The following is an 18,946-nucleotide window of genomic DNA, read 5'->3' as shown; positions in this document are numbered from 1 at the left end:
AAAAAATATTTATAAAACTATTTGATTGTAAGCTTTACATATCCTAAAAAAGGGACCAAACAAAAAAGCTCATATAAAAGTTTTTCACATAATGATATTTTCATTAATGTGTAACTTGCGTGATGAAGAAGTTCAATATAAGGTCAAGAACAACAATTCAATTAAGGAAAATGCGCAATGCAATTGAAGAAAATCCTTACGACAATCGCCACTTTTATGGCATTTACAGCGAATGTTTATGCGAGTGAACCTATCAAAATTGGTGTTTATCTTCCATTAAGTGGTCAAAATGCCTTTGGAGGTCAGCTTGAAATTCGAGGGATCGAATTAGCCCATAAACAAGTCCCAGAAATTTTGGGACGCAAAGTGGAGCTTGTTATTATTGATAATAAATCTGATAAAGTTGAAGCGGCAAATGCTGTTATGCGTTTAACAGCAAGTGAAAAGGTAAGTGGAATCATTGGTAGCTATGGTTCTTCACTCTCACTAGCAGGTGGTGAAATATCTGAAAAAGCAAAGACTCCGACCATAGCAACTTCTTCAACGAGTCCCCTTGTTACACAGGGTAAAAAATATTACTTTCGCGCTTGTTTTATTGATTCCTATCAAGGAATCGGCATTGCAACTTATATAAGCCAAGTTTTACGGGCAAAAAAAGCCGCTATCCTCAAAGATATTTCAAGTGATTATGCCATTGGGCTTGCAAGTTATTTTACGCGAGCTTTCAAAAAATTAGGTGGTGAAGTTATCTCAAACTTAAATTATAATTCTGGAGATCAGGATTTTTCAGCTGTTCTCACACAGATTATTGCAAAAAAACCTGATATTTTGTTCATTCCATCTTACTTTTCTGAAGGTGCCATCATCATGAAACAAGCGCGTGAATTAGGAGCGAAGTTTCAAATTATGGGTGGAGATGCCATGGATAATCCAGAAACCATTACCATTGCAGGAAGTGCGGCAGAAGGTTTCTTACATACGACACTCCCCTATAGTGAGGATATGCCAAATATGTCAACCGCTGCGCAAAAGTTTACAGAGGAATGGAAAAAAGCTTATCCTGATAAAGAGCCCAATATCAATTCAGTTTTGGGATACACGAGTTATATGATGTTTATGAAGGCCATTGAAAATGCTGGCAGCGCTGATCGTGAGAAAATTACGATTGCGCTAAGCAAGTTAAAAGATTTTCAAACGCCTTTTGGTGATATGTCGATGGATGAAAATCATAACCCTAGAATTCCTATTGGTATCATTAAAATACAGGATGGAAAACGTGTTTATTTAGAAGAAGTTAAACCTGCTTTTTAATTTAAGAATTGTACGTATTAAAATTGAAATGCAAAAATTGGTTGAGAATATTTTTCTCAACCAAAAGTTTAAAAAATCTTATTATCCTATGTAAATTAACGAATGTGGAAGGATGAGAGATGAGCACTGAAATGTTCATCCAGTATTTTTTTAATGCACTGGCATTGGGGTCTCTTTATGGGCTTATCGCTATTGGGTACACCATGATTTACGGTATATTGAGACTGATTAACTTTGCTCACGGTGATATCTTTATGCTGGGAGCCTATTTTGTTTTCTTTTCCACAATTAGCTTTATGCCTGCGTGGGCCGCACTTCTTCTTTTGTTCCTCGCTACTCTTATCTATTATTCAGTATTTATAGGTTTTAGAAGGCGTCCTTCATTTTATTGGATTGCTGTTTTTTTAATTTTTACGTTAGGGGTTGTTTATTATTTAAAAATTTCTCCACAAGATTTTACCCCAATCTGGATTTTAGCTCTTTGTTTTTCCATTTTTATTACAAGTGCAGTGGGGATTATTGTTGATCAACTCGCTTATAAACCTCTACGTCATGCGCCGCGTATTTCGGCTCTTATCGGTGCAATTGGTGTTTCTTTTTTTATTGAAAATCTTGCTACTGTACTCTTTAGTGGTGTTCCCAAAGGTGTAAAACAACCAGATTTTCTGGTAACACCATTTTTATGGCACCTAGGATCAGAAGCAGAAGGTATCATTAGAATTGCTCCCATGTCATTGATTGTTCCCATTGTGTCATTGATTCTTATTGTTTTACTGTTATGGGTTATCCATAAAACAAAGCCTGGTCTTGCTATGCGTGCAATCTCTCATGATATTGAAACGACACGTTTGATGGGGGTTTCTGTCAATAAAGTCATTGCATTTACATTTGGGATAGGCTCAGCACTTGCTGCTATAGCCGGCATTATGTGGTCTTTACGTTATCCTCAAATTCAGCCTTATATGGGCGTTCTTCCTGGTCTTAAAGCCTTTATCGCTGCTGTTATCGGAGGTATTGGTTCAATACCAGGGGCAATGTTGGGAGGATTATTATTAGGGTTTATTGAAATTATGATTATCGCATTTTTTCCCGCGCTATCTGGATATCGTGATGCCTTCGCTTTCATTTTATTGATTCTGATTTTATTGGTATTGCCCACGGGATTAATGGGTAAAAAAAGTCAGGAGAAAATCTAATGGTAAAGTCAGCGACAACCTTTTTATCATGTATGAGTATTTTCGTTCTTATAGGTTTTTTATTCTATGCGGATAACCATTTTAATGATTATACACTTCGTATCATCAATCTAATTGCTATTAATGCAATATTGGCAATTTCACTTAATTTGATTTATGGCTTTACAGGTATGTTTTCCCTTGGACATGCTGGCTTTATGGCTATTGGTTCTTATGTCTGTGCAATTTTACTTCTTTCCCCTGAACAAAAAGAGATGATGTGGATTCTTGACCCCATAGCTGAACCATTATCTCATCTGCAATTCCCTTTTTTTGTTGCTGTTGTTATCAGTGGTTTGTGTGCAGCAATTATCGGTTTATTAATTGCTTTGCCAATATTACGTCTTGGTGGCGATTATCTGGGAATTGCAACATTGGGTTTTGCAGAAATTATCCGCATTGTCATTACGAATGCGACATCTCTCACAAATGGTTCTTTGGGAATCAAAGGAATACCTCAAAATGCAACATTATGGTGGAACTATGGTTGGTTAACATTTACAATTCTCTTTATTGCTCTCTTACTGCGAAGCAATACGGGTAATGTATTACGGGCTATTCGTGATGATGAAATTGCTGCGAAAACTATGGGAATTAATGCTTTTTTCTACCGTAGTTTTTCTTTTACTGTTGGAGCGTTTTTTGCAGGTGTAGGTGGCGCATTAATGGCTGCTCTTATTTCAACCATTGATCCGAAAATGTTTAATTTTTTGCTCACTTTTAATATTTTGATGATTGTCGTTGCTGGTGGTCTTGGCTCAATTACAGGAAGCGTTATTGGCAGCATTATTATTACCGTCATGCTTGAATGGCTTCGTATTATTGAAAGTCCATTTGACTTAGGCTTTATACATATTCCAGAAACACCAGGACTTCGCATGGTTGTTTTCTCTCTTTTATTGCTGGTAATTATTTTATTTTGGAGAAAAGGGTTGATGGGACAACGTGAATTCTCATGGAATGGAATTTATAGCTTTTTGGTACGCAAAAAGTTTTCTAATACTGAGGGAAAGCTATGAACGACATTCTTCTTTCACTCAATGATATTGTAATGCGTTTTGGTGGATTAATTGCTGTCAATAACGTTAACATGGCCATTAAACGAGGAAGCATAACTGGATTAATTGGTCCCAATGGTGCCGGAAAAACAACAGTTTTCAATATGATTTCTGGATTTTATGCCCCTACAAGTGGTACCATTCTTTTTGATGAGCAAAAAATTTCTGGAGAACCTCCTTATATTGTCTGCAGGCGTCATATTGCCCGAACATTTCAAAATATTCGTCTTTTCTCAGGGTTGACGGTTTTACAGAACGTTATGGTAGGCGCTCATGTCCGTCAAAAATATCCTTGGTTTTATTCGGCTCTCTTTTTTTCAAAAGCAATGAGAGAAAAAAGAGAAGTTTATAAAAATTCCATGGAACTTCTTGAACGGCTACAACTTGATCATCTTGCCAATCAATTGGCAACAGCTTTACCTTATGGTGTACAACGGCGTTTAGAAATCGCACGTGCGTTAGCCACAAGGCCTAAATTGCTTCTTCTTGATGAACCTGTTGCTGGCATGAATCCGCAAGAAAGTGAAGATCTTAGAAAATTCATAGCAAAAGTGCAAAAGGACTTTGATCTTACAATTCTTCTTATTGAGCACGATATGAAAGTAGTTATGGGACTTTGCCAACATATTTTGGTTATGGAATATGGCTGTTGCATTGCCAATGGCACACCAGATGAAATTCGTAATGACCCAAAAGTTATTGAAGCTTATCTTGGCGGAGATGTTTATGGATATTCTTAAAATAAAAAATCTTCACGTTCATTATGGCGCCATTAAAGCTGTCCAAAATCTTTCCATGTCCATAAAAAAAGGAAGTATTATTACTTTAATTGGAGCGAATGGTGCAGGAAAAAGCAGTATTGTACGCTCTATTACAGGACTTAATCGCTCTGTTTATGGAGAAATTACCTATAATGGTGAATCAATTATTAAAAAATCACCAGAAGAGATTTTGCGATTAGGGATTGCTCTAAGCCCTGAAGGGCGACGTATTATGCCCCATTTCACTGTTTTAGAAAATCTCCATCTGGGTGCTTATATCCGTCATGATAAACAGGGAATTTCTCGTGATATTGAATGGATATTTGATCTTTTCCCGCGTCTACGTGAAAGATCAAAACAGTTGGGAGGAACAATGTCAGGTGGAGAACAACAAATGGTTGCTGTAGGGCGCGCACTCATGAGCAATCCTGATATGGTTATATTAGATGAGCCCTCATTGGGATTAGCCCCCCTTCTTGTCCGGGAGATTTTTTCGATTATCCGGAAAATTAATGATATGGGAAAAACTGTTCTTCTTATTGAACAAAACGCATTTGCTGCACTTTCTATAGCTGATTATGCTTATATTTTAGAGGTAGGGCATATTTTATTTCACGGTGAAGGAAAAGCTATGCTTTCTGATCCGCGCGTTAAAGAAGCCTATCTTGGTGGATAAAGACAAAAAATTAAGGAAATAGAGTCCACCCCTACTCACTTTTAAGAAAGCATTTCTCATAACTGATGAGAAATGCTTTTCAGTTTGATAATTATATCCACCATTTTTCTGCACAAAATGTTCCTGCAGCTTGTTCAATAATATGTGCCATTTGAAAAATGACCTCTTCAGCAAAAGGTTTACCAATCAATTGCAATCCCAAGGGTAAAGCATTTGATGACAAACCAGCAGGAACAGAAATTCCTGGTAAACCAGCCATATTAACCGGCACAGTAAAAATATCATTAAGATACATTGCGACAGCATCATTTTTTATTTTTTCATCAGCAATACCAAAGGCAGGTGTTGGTGTTGCTGGTGTAAGAATAGCATCAATGCCTGAATCAAAACATTGATCAAAATCACGTTTTACAAGTGTTCTTACTTTTTGAGCTCTTAGATAACAGGCATCATAATAGCCTGATGAAAGAACATAAGTCCCTATCAAAATACGCCGCTTGACTTCATCACCAAAACCAACAGAACGTGTCTTTTCATACATTTCAATGATATCTTTTCCAGGTACACGCAAACCGAAACGGACACCATCATAACGCGCTAAATTAGAAGAGGCTTCTGCAGGAGCTATAATATAATAAGAAGGTAGAGCATATTTTGTATGGGGTAAAGAAATATCGTGTATTTCAGCGCCTGCATCTTTTAACCAATTTATTCCATTTTGCCAAAGTTTAATAATTTCAGAAGACATTCCATCCAGATAATATTCTTTTGGAATACCAATTTTCATTCCTTTAATTGATTGACCAAGATAACTTTCATAATCAGGAACTGGTAAATTCACAGAAGTAGAATCTTTTTCATCAAAAGAGGCCATTGATCTGAGTAAGATAGCACAGTCACGAACATCTCTAGCAATAGGTCCAGCTTGATCAAGGGATGAAGCAAACGCGACAACACCCCATCGTGAACAACGTCCATAAGTTGGCTTTATTCCTACAGTCCCCGTAAAAGCTGCTGGTTGACGTATTGAGCCACCTGTATCTGTTGCTGTTGCACCCGCACAAATTTGTGCGGCAACAGCGGCAGACGATCCCCCCGAAGAACCACCAGGAACGAGTTTTTCATTCGAGCCTTTTTTTCTCCATGGATTAATAACGGGACCATAATATGATGTCTCATTAGAGGACCCCATAGCAAACTCATCCATATTAAGTTTTCCTAGCATTACGGCACCATCTTGCCATAAATTAGCCGTAACGGTTGATTCATAACGCGGTTTAAAACCATCAAGGATATTTGAACAAGCTTGAGTATGAACACCACGGGTTGCAAAAAGATCTTTAACTCCTAAGGGAATCCCTTCTAAAAGCCGCCCCTCTCCTTTCGCCAAGCGATCCTCTGATTCAGCAGCCATTTTTCTTGCTTGTTCTGCTGTTATTGTTACATAAGCATTCAAAGTAGGATTAGCCAATTCTATAGCTTTTAAATAGGCTTCTGTTAGTTCCGTTGCTTTGAGCTTTTTCTTTATGAGAGCATCACGAGCTTGTGCAATTGTGAGAGTTGTTAAATCAGTCATATTGGTTCTCAAATTTCAAAAATATAAAAAGTTACTCAACAATTTTTGAGACAAGAAAAAAATTTTCTTCTGTAACAGGGGCATTGGCGATAATATCCGCTACTTTATTGCCATCTGTAACATGATCTTCGCGCATTCGTAGAGTCATCGGTATCAGAGATGTTAATGGTTCAACTTCACTGACATCAACTTCATTCAATTGCTCTACAAAACCTAAAACAACATTGAATTTTTTTGTCATAGGTTCTATCTCATTATCGTGGATGGCAATCCGCGCTAAACGTGCAACCCGCTTAACGGTTTCTTGATCAACAGACATACTCTTTACGCCTTTCTGTTTTCTTTTATTTGTTAATCTTTATTCTGGCTATACAAGGCTGCACTTGCAAGCGCAAGAATATTAGATAACATAAATAAAGAATATAATTATAGATCTGAAACATTAAAAAACGTATTATAATTCTTATGGCTGTTATTAATATCAATGAAGTTATGACACATCTTTTGCCTGGACAAACAATAGCAGGCTTGGATTTAGGGACAAAAACGATTGGAATTGCGATTTCTGATATGGGGCTAATTGTTTCAAATCCCCGTCCTGTACTTCAGCGAAAAAAATTCACAGAAGATGCTCGCACACTGATTAAAATTTTTGATCATGAAAATGTAGGCGTTGTTATCATTGGCTTACCTCTTAACATGAATGGAAGCAGTGGCTCTCGTGTTCAAGCAACTAAGGCTTTTGTAAGTAATATGAAAGCACATACAGAAATTCCATTTGTTTTTTGGGATGAACGCTTATCAACCATTGCCGCAGAACGTTCTCTTTTAGAAATGAATGTATCACGTACTAAAAGAGCAAACAGAATTGATTCGGCAGCTGCTGCTTTTATATTACAAGGTGCTCTCAATAGAATTCAAAACTTTCATCATATGGAAGGATAGAGAACATTGAGCAAATGCCCTGCATTATAGCGCGCAATAAGCATCCCATAAGAAGATCTCCATTGTCCACCAAGGCGGCTTTCCATATAGGCATTTGCAACGTGTTCTATATCCGTAAAACATAATGATGCAGCAGCTGCTGCATAAGCTACTTGTTCAACAAAAAATCTTCCTGCTCCTTCATTTGCCGCGGCCATATCACTGGCAGACTTAATAATTTCAATGGTACGTGGTCCTGCTGGGCCAATATCAAGAGCAATTTTTTCTAACAATTTCTGAAACAAACTCGGCGCTTTTTCAGCAATAAGAATGGCATCCTTTACCAATTGATTAGCCGAACTATTTCTCACAATTCGCGCAGGTCCATTATGCAACATTTGTGATAATGGATTGTTCTCTATAAAGCTTTCAATACCAAGTTGTGCAATAATTTCGCCAATAATAGGCACAACCAATTGACTGACGTGATAAGCAATAATAGGTGTCATAATGCGAGCGAAAGCGGCTTCAGAACGGTCATTTGCTGCATTATCAAAGGCTCGCGCTAAACGCAAAACCAATGCTTGTGAAGCAGCAATATCTAATGCAATATCTGCAAAAATACGTTCTGTTAGTGGTGGTAAAGGCTGATTTGGTGTTTTTTTGCGGAAAAAATCTATACCAAATTGAAGAGCAGCACGCAAAACACCTGCCGATATGACAGATTGATCAAAACGCATCATCGTCTCGATATCTTTAATAACTTTAAGCCCTTCTCCAGCATTTCCCAAAAGCCAGCCATAACTGCCTTGAAAATCAACAACTCCCTCTGGGGTTAAATGTTCTCCAGAACGCTGAATTAAATGACGAATCGATATCAGTCCATTTAATGCACCATTTTCCTGTATACGTGGAACAAAAAAGCAACTTAAATGACCATTTAAATCTGCACTAACAAGATATCCATCAGCTGTAGGATTAATAACATTAGTTTTTACAACATTTAAACGATACAGATCACGTTCCATATTTTCATCAAAAGAAATTTTCTTAACACTTGGAAAATTGAAAGCGTATTGTTCAATGTCATCAAAAGCACACGTTAGAGAAGCAGATTTTTTATGATCAATAGGCTTTGATGAGGAATCATATTGGCGTGACAAAAGGACATTTTGCCATTTTTTAAAGATGTCACTATCACTAATTAAAACAGCAATCGCTGCACTCGTTATAATAACTTCATTCAAATGCCCTGTTTCTAAACCAGCAGATAAAGCCAAACGAATCGCACGTGCTTGATAGCGTACCCCATTTTCTGAAGAAGTATTTTCCCAAAGTGAAGTGACCAACCCTGCTTGTCTAGAATATTTTTGAAGATCTTTATAGGAAGAATGTATTTCTAATTTTTCTACCTGTTGCCCCCATTCATCGTTATAATACAACAAAGGCTTATAATGATTCGCTAAGCAAGAAAGCTTCCATGCCTCTCGACTCGCAGTAAAATCCCCTATTTCTTCAAAGCTTGCTAGTAAAAACTTAGGTAAAGTAGAGGCTATACGAAACATAAGCGTATCGCTAAGAAATGTATTTTTTCGACGAGCATTTTGCGCAGAGACAGCACTCATAAGTCTATTCCTATATTCAAATCATTCATATCATAGACTATTTGTCTTTTTAGAGTTAAGAAACATTTATCATATTCAAACAAATGCTTGTTAAATCCGTTTTAAAGAGAGATAAAGAAGAATGCTATGATTCAAGATAATTTTTTTCCACTTTTCCCTCATAAACATCTTTTAGCTATTAAAGATCTGAGTGTACAAGATCTTAATACATTGCTTGATCGTGCAGAAGCAAACATTATTCTTTCTAACAAAGTTGATAAAATAAAATCTATTTTGTATGGGCGGACTCAAATTAATCTCTTTTTTGAAGCTTCTACGCGAACACAATCTTCTTTTGAATTAGCAGGCAAACGGTTGGGAGCAGACGTGATGAGTGTAGCGATCGACAACTCATCTGTAAAAAAAGGGGAAACGTTACTTGATACGGCTGCAACACTTAATGCGATGAAGCCAGATATACTGGTTTTTCGCCATAGCAGTGCGGGAGCAGCAGCTCTATTAGCACAAAAAGTTGATTGTTGTGTCATTAATGCCGGTGATGGTTCTCATGAACACCCAACCCAAGCTTTATTAGATGCTCTCACCATTAAAAGAGCAAAAGGTCGTATTGAAGGATTAACGGTTGCCATTTGTGGAGATATCTTGCACTCGCGTGTCGCGCGTTCTAATATCCTCAGTCTTAATGCTTTGGGGGCCCGAGTTCGTGTTATTGCACCTTCCACACTCTTACCCACAGGGATTGTCGATATGAGCGTTGAGGTTTTTAACAGTATGAAAGAAGGTCTTAAAGATGCTGACGTTATCATGATGTTACGCTTACAACATGAACGTATGGCAGGCTCTTTTATTCCCTCTATACGTGAGTATTTTCATTATTTTGGCTTACATAAAGAAAATTTGGCTTATGCTAAAGATGATTGCATTATTTTGCATCCTGGTCCCATAAACCGTGGTGTGGAGATTGCATCCGATATAGCCGATGGACCACAAAGTATGATTCATACACAAGTAGAAATGGGAATTGCAGTGCGTATGGCCGTCATGGAAGCTTTATTAGATTCACGCTTGAAGATCAATGGAGAAAAAAAATGATAAAACCAATTGTTTTTCAAAATGCTCGTATTATTGATCCTTCACGTACAATCGATGAAATTGGTACAGTTATTGTTGAAAATGGACGGATTATAGCCGCTGGAAAAGAAGCTTTGAATCAGGGAATGCCTACAGAAGCAGAAATTATTAATGCACAAAACAAAGCAATTCTCCCTGGACTTGTTGATGCACGTGTTTTTGTTGGAGAACCAGGAAACGAAAATTGTGAAACAATTGCATCTGCAAGTCAAGCAGCGGTAGCAGGCGGCATTACTTCCTTTCTTATGATGCCCGACACGCACCCAGTTATTGATAATGTTGTCCTCGTTCAATTCATTAAGCGCACAGCAGGGGAAATGTCATCGGTCAATATTTATCCCGTTGCAGCAATCACACAAGGTTTCAACGGAGAAGAAATAACCGAATTTGGTTTGCTCAAAGATGCAGGAGCTGTTGCTTTTAGTGAAGGAAAAAAAACACTTCAAAATTCATCTGTTATGCGACGTGCAATGACTTATGCACGCGATTTTGATGTTCCCTTGATACATGAAACACAAGATAAGGACCTTACAGGAAAAGGTGTCATGAATGAAGGGTTGCTCGCCAGTTGGCTAGGGCTTTCTGGAATCCCCCGTGAAGCAGAAGTTATCCCACTTGAAAGGGATCTGCGCTTAGCGACATTAACGCAAACCCGCTATCATGCCGCCCAGATATCAACAGCGCTCTCTGCTGATGCTCTTCGCTTAAGCAAGCAGCGCAGTGAAAAAATTTCAGCTGGTGTATCGATTAATCATTTATCTCTCAACGAAAATGATATTGGTCAATATCAAACTTCTTTCCATCTTATACCCCCATTGCGTACAGAAGAAGACCGGATAGCACTGATTGAAGCAATAAGAGATAGGACGATAGATATCATTGTCTCTTCCCATGATCCTCAAGGTATCGACACAAAACATTTACCCTTCAATGATGCAGCAGCTGGTGCTATTGGTATGGAGACCTTATTGAGTGCAGCTTTGCGTCTTTATCATGATGAGAGCCTATCTCTTCTCCGAATAGCTGAGCTTTTGTCAACAACGCCTGCAAAGCTCTTTGGACTCGATGCAGGAACACTCAAAAAAGGTGCTTATGCGGACCTTATTGTGGTTGATCTTGAAGAACCATGGGTTGTTTCAACAGAGAAGTTTTATTCACGTTCAAAAAATACGCCTTTTGAAAATGCACGTTTTCAAGGACGTGTACTTCAAACCTTTGTAAAAGGGAAATCCGTTTTTAAACTTGACCGACAAACGTAATGAGATTCTTGAATGAATGAAGCAAAAATATTTTTTCAGTCTACTCCATGGTTTATTTTCCTCGTATCTTATCTCATCGGATCGATTCCATTTGGTCTTCTATTTACGAGATTGGCCAAACTTGGCGATATAAGAGCAATTGGTTCCGGAAATATTGGAGCAACAAATGTTTTACGAACAGGAAATAAAAAAGTTGCTGCTCTAACACTTCTTTGTGATATGTTGAAAGGAGCTATCGTTATTTTCGTTATAAAGTTCTTTAATGATCCGCTCGATAAGAGTGTTCTTATTTCTCTAGCGGGTTTTTTTGCTTTCTTAGGACATCTTTTTCCCGTATGGCTTAAATTTAAAGGTGGTAAAGGTGTTGCAACCTATTTAGGGGTCTGCTTAGGCGGATATTGGCCCGCAGCAATTATTTTTATTATTGTATGGAGTGCAATTTTTCTTCTCATGCGTTATTCTTCATTATCTGCGCTTATTGCTGTTACAGTCACGCCGATATTCGTTTTTTATTTTTCCAATTTTTATTTCTGTTGTATGCTGATCGCGATGAGCCTATTTGTGTTCATAAAACATTGTGCAAATATCAGTAGATTATTAAGTGGGGAAGAAAGTAAGATTGGTACGCAAAACAGAGATAAATAAAGGAATCCTGCTTACTGATCGTCAACGTCTAAGCTGGTTACGGTTATTGCGCAGTGAAAATATTGGAGCTGTTAGTTTTCGCAATCTCATTGATCATTATAAAACAGCAGAAAATGCTTTAGCAGCGCTGCCAGAACTTATTAGAAAAGGAGGCGGTTCTGCATCTATTAAAATAGCAAGCTTAGAAGATACAGAAAAAGAAATACAAGAAGCTGAAAGATTAGGTATTCGGTTTATTGGTATGGGAGAACCAGATTATCCAGTTTTTCTGAAAGTTACAGAAGCTCCTCCGCCACTTATTGCTATCAAAGGTAATGTTTCAATTTTTCAAAAAACTTCGATTGGAATTATAGGCTCTCGAAATGCTTCAGCTGCTGGAAAAAAACTTACAGCTCAGTTTGCGCATTTTCTCGGAGAAGAAGACTTTGTAACAATTTCTGGGCTTGCTCGTGGAATTGATAGCGTTGCGCATCAAGCAAGTTTAAAAACAGGAACTGTTGCAGTCATGGCTGGGGGAATTGATCATATCTATCCTCCTGAAAATAAAAAGTTGTATGAAGATATCATCGCCAACGGTGGAGCCATCATCAGCGAAATGCCCATCTCTTGGAAGCCGCGCGCTATCGATTTTCCAAGAAGAAATCGTATTATTGCAGCTCTCTCACTCGGTCTCTTGGTTGTGGAGGCTGCCCTGCGTTCAGGATCCTTAATTACCGCACGTCAAGCAGCTGAAATGGGACGGTTGATTTTTGCTATTCCCGGTTCTCCACTTGATCCAAGGTCTGTTGGTACAAACAACCTCATAAAGGACGGCGCTCTCCTCACCACACATCCTTCTGACATCATAGAAACACTTACGCCATTAATTTCATCGCTTCCCAATTCCCAACTCAATTTTTTTGAGGAACCATCCTCTTTACAACTTGAAAAGGAGGATTGTAATTCAGTAGACGAAAAAAACTCTCATCCCTCTTTAATGGGTGATGATGATGCAGCACGCGCAGCAATTCTCTCTGCTCTTTCGACAACGCCAATCGACATAGATACACTCAGTACCCACGCAGGTGTTCCACTCCCAACTCTCTACCTCTTATTGGTAGAACTCGAGCTTGCTGGAAAGCTTATTCGACACTCTGGTGGTTGTGTGTCATTGTCGAATCTTGATCTTCCCCAAGAGCCTCAGCACTATTAATAATGCTTTGCCCTTCTTTGGCAACCATATCCAAAAGCAATGCTAAAAGCGGACTATGCGCCTGACGCGCCATCTGATTCATTTGCTTTGACATGTCTGTAATATATTGGATAACTTTCAAATGATTTATAAACATAATCCTCTATCCTTGAGCATTTCCCCTCCACCTCTCAATAGACGTCATCTTAGTATTTTAGTAATTCGCCGTACGCTTTTGTAATAACAGTTAAAAATAAATCGTGTAATTCTATATAGGGTGCGCTTTAATAATAACAATCACAAGTTGTACAATATTCATGTTTTTTATATGGCTAATATTTTTTTTATGTGTTCTTAAGCAATTGCCATTAGCTATTCACGTGAAAGGCGTTTATAAAAAAGTTTTTATTTCAATATTCGGGTAAAATTATGAATATCGTTATCGTTGAATCTCCAGCAAAAGCAAAAACAATTAATAAATATCTTGGGTCTCAATACAAAGTTGTCGCATCATTTGGACATGTTCGTGATTTGCCTGCAAAAGATGGCTCCGTTTTACCGGATCAAGATTTTTCAATGAAATGGGATATAGATTCTGCGGCTGAAAAACGTTTAAATGAAATAGCAAAAGCCGTTAAAGAGGCCGATAGCCTTATCTTAGCAACAGACCCTGATCGTGAAGGGGAAGCTATTTCATGGCATATTCTGGATGTTCTTCATCAAAAAAAAGTTTTAAAAGATAAACCTATAAAAAGAGTTGTCTTCAATGCCATCACGAAAAAGTCTGTGCTTGATGCTATGAACAATCCGCGGGATATTGATACATCACTTGTCGATGCCTATCTTGCACGTCGTGCTCTCGATTATCTTGTTGGTTTTACACTTTCACCTGTTTTATGGCGTAAACTCCCTGGTGCACGCTCGGCTGGACGTGTTCAGTCGGTTGCTTTGCGGATTATTTGTGACCGTGAAGCAGAAATAGAACATTTTATCAAAGAAGATTATTGGTCCATTACAACACAGTTAAAAACCATCAGAAATGATCATTTTCAAGCAAGATTGACAATGTTTAATCAAAAAAAGATTGGCAAACTTGATATTCAATCTCAAGAACAAGCAGATCAAATTCGCCTTATGTTGGAGAAGGCCCAATATCATACACTCAGTGTTGAAGCAAAACCTACAAAAAGAAATCCTTTTCCTCCCTTTACTACCTCTACACTACAACAAGCGGCTTCTTCAAAATTAGGCTTTTCAGCTTCTCGCACGATGCAAATTGCCCAAAAGCTTTATGAAGGAATTGAAATTAACGGTGAAATGGCGGGACTTATTACTTATATGCGTACCGATGGTGTGCAAATAGCGCCAGAAGCCATTGATACAGCAAGAAAAGTAATTCATGAATCTTTTGGAAATGACTATGTTCCTGAAAAACCACGTTTTTATTCAACAAAGGCAAAAAATGCACAAGAAGCACATGAAGCAATCCGTCCAACAGATTTTCAAAGGTCCCCCAACCAAGTTCGCAATTTTCTCGACAGTGATCAGGCAAAGCTCTATGAGTTGATATGGAAGCGCGCTATTGCCAGCCAAATGCGTTCTGCTGAAATTGAACGTACAACCGTTGAAATTGAAGCCCAGCAAGGAGACAACCGTGCAAATCTTCGAGCAACAGGATCTATTGTTCGTTTTGACGGTTTTATTTCCGTTTATACAGATCAACGAGACGAAGAAAATAATGAAGAAAATGAATCAACACGTTTACCACAAATAAATACAGGTGAAGCACTTACGAAAGAAAAAGTCGAATCTGTACAACATACCACAGAGCCCCCTTCCCGTTATTCTGAAGCCTCATTAATTAAAAAACTTGAAGAATTGGGAATTGGTCGCCCCTCAACTTATGCCTCCACATTGGCAACATTGTGTGATCGTGGATATATTGTCATTGATAAGCGGAAGCTAATTCCTGATGCTAAGGGGCGTATTGTTACAGCCTTTCTTGAAAATTTTTTTAATCGCTATGTAGAATATGGTTTCACAGCAGATCTTGAAGAAAAGCTGGATCTTATCTCTGATGGCAAACTTTCTTGGAAAGACGTATTGCGTGATTTTTGGGATGGATTTAATGCATCTATTAGCAATATCCAAGAGCTTCGTATCGCCAATGTCCTTGATGTTTTAAATGTAACATTAGCACCTCTCGCCTTTCCTGAACGCGAAGATGGAAGTGATGTGCGTTCCTGTCCTCTGTGTAAAAATGGTCAATTATCCTTAAAACTTGGTCGTTATGGTGCTTTTGTTGGCTGTTCCAACTATCCAGAATGTAAATATACACGCCAACTTGGGACAGATACAGAAGAAGAAAATAAAGCTGTGCACAATGAGGAACCTGTGATGCTTGGTGTTGATCCTCAAACAGGAAAAGATATTTCTCTTCGCAATGGCCGTTTTGGTCCCTATATTCAACTTGGTGAAAGCAAAGAAGCCAAACGTACGGGATTACCAAAAGAATGGCAGGCGGAAAATATCACTCTTGATAAAGCCTTGGCTTTACTCTCCCTACCCCGTGAAATTGGAACGCATCCTGAAACAGGCAAAATGATCACAGCGACAATTGGACGCTATGGTCCCTACCTTAGTCATAATGGAAAATCTGCGCGCCTTCTTCATGCGGATGAAGTTTTTGATATTGGTATCAATCGTGCTATTACAGTATTGGCAGAACACCAAGAAAATAAAACCAAGCAAAGTAGAACAACATCTACAGCACTTGCAACATTAGGAGAGCACCCCGAAGGAGGAATTGTCACTGTGCGCAATGGACGTTATGGTCCTTATGTCAATTGGGGTAAAGTTAATGCAACATTGCCAAAAGATAAAGATCCCATTAGTGTAACCCTTTCAGAGGCATTAGAACTTATATCGGCTAAAGCATCGCGTAAAAAGACAACGTCAAAAAAAGCTTCTTCCAAAACAAAAGCAAAAGTAAAAGTAAAAGAGACATAAAATTTGGCTAAAGGTGAAAAAAACGTAAAATTCCTCTCCTCAGTCAGGGGGGGAAATTTGCCCAATAGGAAAGAAATTCTTTCCTTTATCAATGAAAACCCTAACCGATTAAGTAAACGAGAAATCGCCAAAGCTTTTAACTTAAAAAGCAATTCTCGTATCTGGCTTAGAGATATATTACGTACATTAAAGGATCAAAATCTTATATCTAAACAGCGCAAAAGAGCAATAAACAAAGGACAATTACCCCCTGTTACTTTAGTAAAAATTAGCGGCCGTGATAAAGATGGGGGTTTTATTGCACAACCTTTTGAATGGGAAGATACGCCAAAACCTAATATTGAAATACACTCTTTTCGTCACATAAAGGGAGGGAGCATTGGTGTTGGAGATCATGTTCTTGTAAAAGTTTTTCGAAATAAAAATTCTCAAAATTCCCCTTATACGGGGCGAATTATTCGTAAAATTGATATATCCCCAAAGAACACATTTGGTGTTGTACGAAAGTTAGAAAATAATCAATGGCGTCTTGAACCTATAGACCGCAAAACCAATGAGCTCATCGTTGAAATATCTCCAGAAATGAAGGTTGAAACGGATGATCTCGTTGAAGTTGAAATAAAAAAAAATACTGGTTATGGACTTAAAAGTGCGCAAATAAAAAATGTTTTAGGGCATATTAAGAGTGAGAAAACACTCTCAATGATTGCTCTTCTTTCAAAAGGAATTCCTTATATTTTTCCTGAAAGAGTTCTTGAGGAAGTTAAACATATCAAAGCTGCTAATATGGATAATCGTGAAGATTGGCGACAATTACCATTTATTACGATTGATCCACCAGATGCAAAAGACCATGATGATGCAGTCTATGCAAGCAAGGATAAGGATCCTACAAATGATGGTGGTTGGATTATTATTGTAGCTATTGCAGATGTTTCTTACTATATCAAAACAGGAAGCGCTTTAGATAAAGAAGCATTAAAACGTGGAAATTCTGTTTATTTTCCTGATACCGTTGTACCAATGCTACCTGAACGCCTTTCTCATGATTTATGTTCTTTGCGTGAAGGAAAAGAAAGACCAGCTTTAGCCGTTCGTATGATTTTTGATGCAAATGGTAATAAACTAAAACATAGTTTTCATCGTATTATGATGCGTGTAAAAGCCAAACTCTCCTATCAAGAAGTACAATTGGCAAAAAAAGAACATATCCATAAAAAAAATGCTTCCCTGTTTGAGAATATTTTGCACCCCTTATGGAATGCTTATGCATGTCTTAAAATCGCTCGAAATCGTCGACAGCCCCTAGAACTAGAAATAGCAGAAAAAAAGATTATTCTTGATCAAAATGGATGCATCCAAGATGTTGTGAGTGAAGAACATTTAGAAGCCCATCATTTGATTGAAGAGTTTATGATACAAGCCAATATTGCAGCTTCTGAAACATTAAAAAAACATCATCAGCCCCTCATTTATCGTATTCATGACAAACCCTCTCTTGCCAAACAAGAAATATTGCGGAATTTCCTTCAAAGTTTAGGAATATCCCTCTCAAAAAGTGCTGAATTAACATCAGCACGTCTTAATAGAATTTTAGAAAAGGTTGCTCATACGGAACAACAAGAACTTGTCAATCAAGTTATATTGCGTTCACAATCACAAGCAGAATACAATCCTAAAAATAGTGGACATTTTGGTTTGAATTTGCAAAACTATACACATTTTACATCACCAATTCGCCGTTATGCTGATCTTGTTATTCATCGAGCACTCATTAAAGCTCTCAAACTAGGAAATGATCAATTAACGGATACACAAGAACAAAACCTTGCAGAAATTGCTACGCAAATTTCTTTGTACGAGCGGCGTGCAATGATTGCTGAAAGAGAAACGATTGATCGGCTTGTTGCGCACTATTTAACGAATAAAATTGGCCGTATTTTTACAGGCCGTATTTCTGGAGTCACAAAAGCAGGGCTTTTTATTTCTCTTGATAAACTCAATACAGATGGTTTTGTCCATATTTCTACACTTAAAAATGATTATTATCATTTCGATGAAGCGCAACATATTCTTATAGGACAACATAGCCATAAAGGCTATCAGCTTAGTGATATTGTAGAAGTAAAACTTATAACCGTACAGCCTTTTGCTGGTGCTTTAAGCTTCGAGCTTTTAACAGAGCCCCGTCCAATCAAATTTTCATCGATATCCTACCATAAAAACAAATTAAAAAAACAAAAGCGCCATTTTTATGGAAGAAGAAAATATTAGTTAAAAGTAAAAAATATTTCTTAAATTTTTATTGAAAAATAATAAAGCTTTTCATTCACTCTTTAATAGTTAATAATAAATGATATCATAATGATTTAAACTAAGAAACTGTCTATAATATTGAATATTTATATCATTTTTGTATACAATATGCTTTCTTTGACATATTAAGAGCATATGTTTTATTTTGTATTAAAAGTATTGCAGAGTTTTTTTTATACTCAATGAAGAGAGAGAATCTGCAAAGGTTTGTTTGATCTTTCTTTCATTTCAGCTTGCCTCTTCATTACA

At 37.6% G+C, this 18,946-nt stretch carries 16 protein-coding genes; 12 read left to right on the top strand and 4 right to left on the bottom strand.

Annotation, left to right across the window (positions count from 1 at the left end; all coding sequences use genetic code 11):
- Positions 1 to 177: 177 nt before the first annotated feature.
- The 5 genes from PVV59_RS01515 to PVV59_RS01495 all read left to right on the top strand — a co-directional run bounded on the left by PVV59_RS01515 (position 178) and on the right by PVV59_RS01495 (position 5,041).
- Positions 178 to 1,311 (top strand): ABC transporter substrate-binding protein, encoded by a 1,134-nt coding sequence (locus PVV59_RS01515; RefSeq protein WP_273754143.1) that lies wholly within the window; start codon positions 178 to 180, stop codon positions 1,309 to 1,311.
- Positions 1,312 to 1,430: 119 nt separating this feature from the next.
- On the top strand, positions 1,431 to 2,507 hold the full coding sequence (locus PVV59_RS01510; RefSeq protein WP_273754142.1) for a branched-chain amino acid ABC transporter permease: 1,077 nt from the start codon (positions 1,431 to 1,433) through the stop codon (positions 2,505 to 2,507).
- Entirely contained in the window at positions 2,507 to 3,565 is a 1,059-nt protein-coding gene (locus PVV59_RS01505) for a branched-chain amino acid ABC transporter permease (protein WP_273754141.1), read from the top strand. Before PVV59_RS01510 ends, PVV59_RS01505 begins: the two co-directional genes overlap by 1 nt.
- Positions 3,562 to 4,344 (top strand): ABC transporter ATP-binding protein, encoded by a 783-nt coding sequence (locus PVV59_RS01500; protein WP_273754140.1) that lies wholly within the window; start codon positions 3,562 to 3,564, stop codon positions 4,342 to 4,344. The genes PVV59_RS01505 and PVV59_RS01500 overlap by 4 nt, the downstream gene beginning before the upstream one ends.
- Positions 4,331 to 5,041 carry an ABC transporter ATP-binding protein gene (locus PVV59_RS01495; protein ID WP_273754139.1) on the top strand — a complete coding sequence of 237 codons (711 nt, stop codon included), beginning with the start codon at positions 4,331 to 4,333 and terminating at the stop codon, positions 5,039 to 5,041. The genes PVV59_RS01500 and PVV59_RS01495 overlap by 14 nt, the downstream gene beginning before the upstream one ends.
- A gap of 91 nt (positions 5,042 to 5,132) precedes the next feature.
- On the opposite strand, the gene gatA is transcribed toward PVV59_RS01495, so the two are convergent.
- Both gatA and gatC read right to left on the bottom strand, forming a co-directional pair.
- Complete coding sequence (gatA, locus tag PVV59_RS01490; protein WP_273754137.1) at positions 5,133 to 6,617, bottom strand: Asp-tRNA(Asn)/Glu-tRNA(Gln) amidotransferase subunit GatA; 1,485 nt, start codon at positions 6,615 to 6,617, stop codon at positions 5,133 to 5,135.
- Positions 6,618 to 6,648: 31 nt separating this feature from the next.
- A complete protein-coding gene (gatC, locus tag PVV59_RS01485; protein WP_273754136.1) occupies positions 6,649 to 6,936 on the bottom strand; it encodes an Asp-tRNA(Asn)/Glu-tRNA(Gln) amidotransferase subunit GatC in 288 nt (95 codons plus the stop codon).
- A gap of 146 nt (positions 6,937 to 7,082) precedes the next feature.
- Here gatC and ruvX point away from each other — a divergent pair, with 146 nt between their 5' ends.
- Positions 7,083 to 7,562: a Holliday junction resolvase RuvX gene (gene ruvX, locus PVV59_RS01480; protein WP_273754135.1), complete on the top strand. Its 480-nt coding sequence runs from the start codon at positions 7,083 to 7,085 to the stop codon at positions 7,560 to 7,562.
- On the opposite strand, the gene PVV59_RS01475 is transcribed toward ruvX, so the two are convergent.
- Positions 7,547 to 9,166 (bottom strand): acyl-CoA dehydrogenase family protein, encoded by a 1,620-nt coding sequence (locus PVV59_RS01475; RefSeq protein WP_273754134.1) that lies wholly within the window; start codon positions 9,164 to 9,166, stop codon positions 7,547 to 7,549. The two genes, ruvX and PVV59_RS01475, sit on opposite strands and share 16 nt — an antisense overlap.
- Before the next feature lie 126 nt (positions 9,167 to 9,292).
- On the opposite strand from PVV59_RS01475, the gene PVV59_RS01470 reads away from it, so the two are divergent.
- The 4 genes from PVV59_RS01470 to dprA are packed head-to-tail and all read left to right on the top strand — an operon-like array spanning position 9,293 to position 13,393.
- Positions 9,293 to 10,258, top strand: coding sequence for an aspartate carbamoyltransferase catalytic subunit (locus tag PVV59_RS01470; RefSeq protein WP_273754133.1), 966 nt, complete (start codon positions 9,293 to 9,295; stop codon positions 10,256 to 10,258).
- Positions 10,255 to 11,556, top strand: coding sequence for a dihydroorotase (locus PVV59_RS01465; RefSeq protein WP_273754132.1), 1,302 nt, complete (start codon positions 10,255 to 10,257; stop codon positions 11,554 to 11,556). Before PVV59_RS01470 ends, PVV59_RS01465 begins: the two co-directional genes overlap by 4 nt.
- 12 nt (positions 11,557 to 11,568) lie before the next feature.
- Positions 11,569 to 12,201 (top strand): glycerol-3-phosphate 1-O-acyltransferase PlsY, encoded by a 633-nt coding sequence (plsY, locus tag PVV59_RS01460; protein ID WP_273754130.1) that lies wholly within the window; start codon positions 11,569 to 11,571, stop codon positions 12,199 to 12,201.
- Entirely contained in the window at positions 12,176 to 13,393 is a 1,218-nt protein-coding gene (dprA, locus tag PVV59_RS01455; RefSeq protein ID WP_273754128.1) for a DNA-processing protein DprA, read from the top strand. Before plsY ends, dprA begins: the two co-directional genes overlap by 26 nt.
- Here the strand turns inward: dprA and PVV59_RS01450 are convergent.
- A complete protein-coding gene (locus tag PVV59_RS01450; protein WP_005773510.1) occupies positions 13,323 to 13,529 on the bottom strand; it encodes a hypothetical protein in 207 nt (68 codons plus the stop codon). The genes dprA and PVV59_RS01450 overlap by 71 nt on opposite strands.
- A 272-nt stretch (positions 13,530 to 13,801) precedes the next feature.
- Between PVV59_RS01450 and topA the strand changes: the two genes are divergently transcribed.
- Complete coding sequence (gene topA, locus PVV59_RS01445) at positions 13,802 to 16,381, top strand: type I DNA topoisomerase (RefSeq protein WP_273754127.1); 2,580 nt, start codon at positions 13,802 to 13,804, stop codon at positions 16,379 to 16,381.
- Between the two features lie 3 nt (positions 16,382 to 16,384).
- Positions 16,385 to 18,655, top strand: coding sequence for a ribonuclease R (gene rnr / locus PVV59_RS01440; RefSeq protein ID WP_273754126.1), 2,271 nt, complete (start codon positions 16,385 to 16,387; stop codon positions 18,653 to 18,655).
- Positions 18,656 to 18,946 lie beyond the last annotated feature (291 nt).

It is taken from the genome of Bartonella sp. MM73XJBT.G (genome assembly GCF_028618435.1).
Lineage (GTDB): Bacteria > Pseudomonadota > Alphaproteobacteria > Rhizobiales > Rhizobiaceae > Bartonella.
This window is presented reverse-complemented; position numbering and strand designations above follow the sequence as displayed.

Bases quoted from the DNA above. Each gene is read 5' to 3' on its own strand.
- PVV59_RS01515 (WP_273754143.1), top strand. From the start codon at position 178: ATGCAATTGAAGAAAATCCTTACGACAATCGCCACTTTTATGGCATTT.
- PVV59_RS01510 (WP_273754142.1), top strand. From the start codon at position 1,431: ATGAGCACTGAAATGTTCATCCAGTATTTTTTTAATGCACTGGCATTG.
- PVV59_RS01505 (WP_273754141.1), top strand. From the start codon at position 2,507: ATGGTAAAGTCAGCGACAACCTTTTTATCATGTATGAGTATTTTCGTT.
- PVV59_RS01500 (WP_273754140.1), top strand. From the start codon at position 3,562: ATGAACGACATTCTTCTTTCACTCAATGATATTGTAATGCGTTTTGGT.
- PVV59_RS01495 (WP_273754139.1), top strand. From the start codon at position 4,331: ATGGATATTCTTAAAATAAAAAATCTTCACGTTCATTATGGCGCCATT.
- gatA (WP_273754137.1), bottom strand. From the start codon at position 6,617: ATGACTGATTTAACAACTCTCACAATTGCACAAGCTCGTGATGCTCTC.
- gatC (WP_273754136.1), bottom strand. From the start codon at position 6,936: ATGTCTGTTGATCAAGAAACCGTTAAGCGGGTTGCACGTTTAGCGCGG.
- ruvX (WP_273754135.1), top strand. From the start codon at position 7,083: ATGGCTGTTATTAATATCAATGAAGTTATGACACATCTTTTGCCTGGA.
- PVV59_RS01475 (WP_273754134.1), bottom strand. From the start codon at position 9,166: ATGAGTGCTGTCTCTGCGCAAAATGCTCGTCGAAAAAATACATTTCTT.
- PVV59_RS01470 (WP_273754133.1), top strand. From the start codon at position 9,293: ATGATTCAAGATAATTTTTTTCCACTTTTCCCTCATAAACATCTTTTA.
- PVV59_RS01465 (WP_273754132.1), top strand. From the start codon at position 10,255: ATGATAAAACCAATTGTTTTTCAAAATGCTCGTATTATTGATCCTTCA.
- plsY (WP_273754130.1), top strand. From the start codon at position 11,569: ATGAATGAAGCAAAAATATTTTTTCAGTCTACTCCATGGTTTATTTTC.
- PVV59_RS01450 (WP_005773510.1), bottom strand. From the start codon at position 13,529: ATGTTTATAAATCATTTGAAAGTTATCCAATATATTACAGACATGTCA.
- topA (WP_273754127.1), top strand. From the start codon at position 13,802: ATGAATATCGTTATCGTTGAATCTCCAGCAAAAGCAAAAACAATTAAT.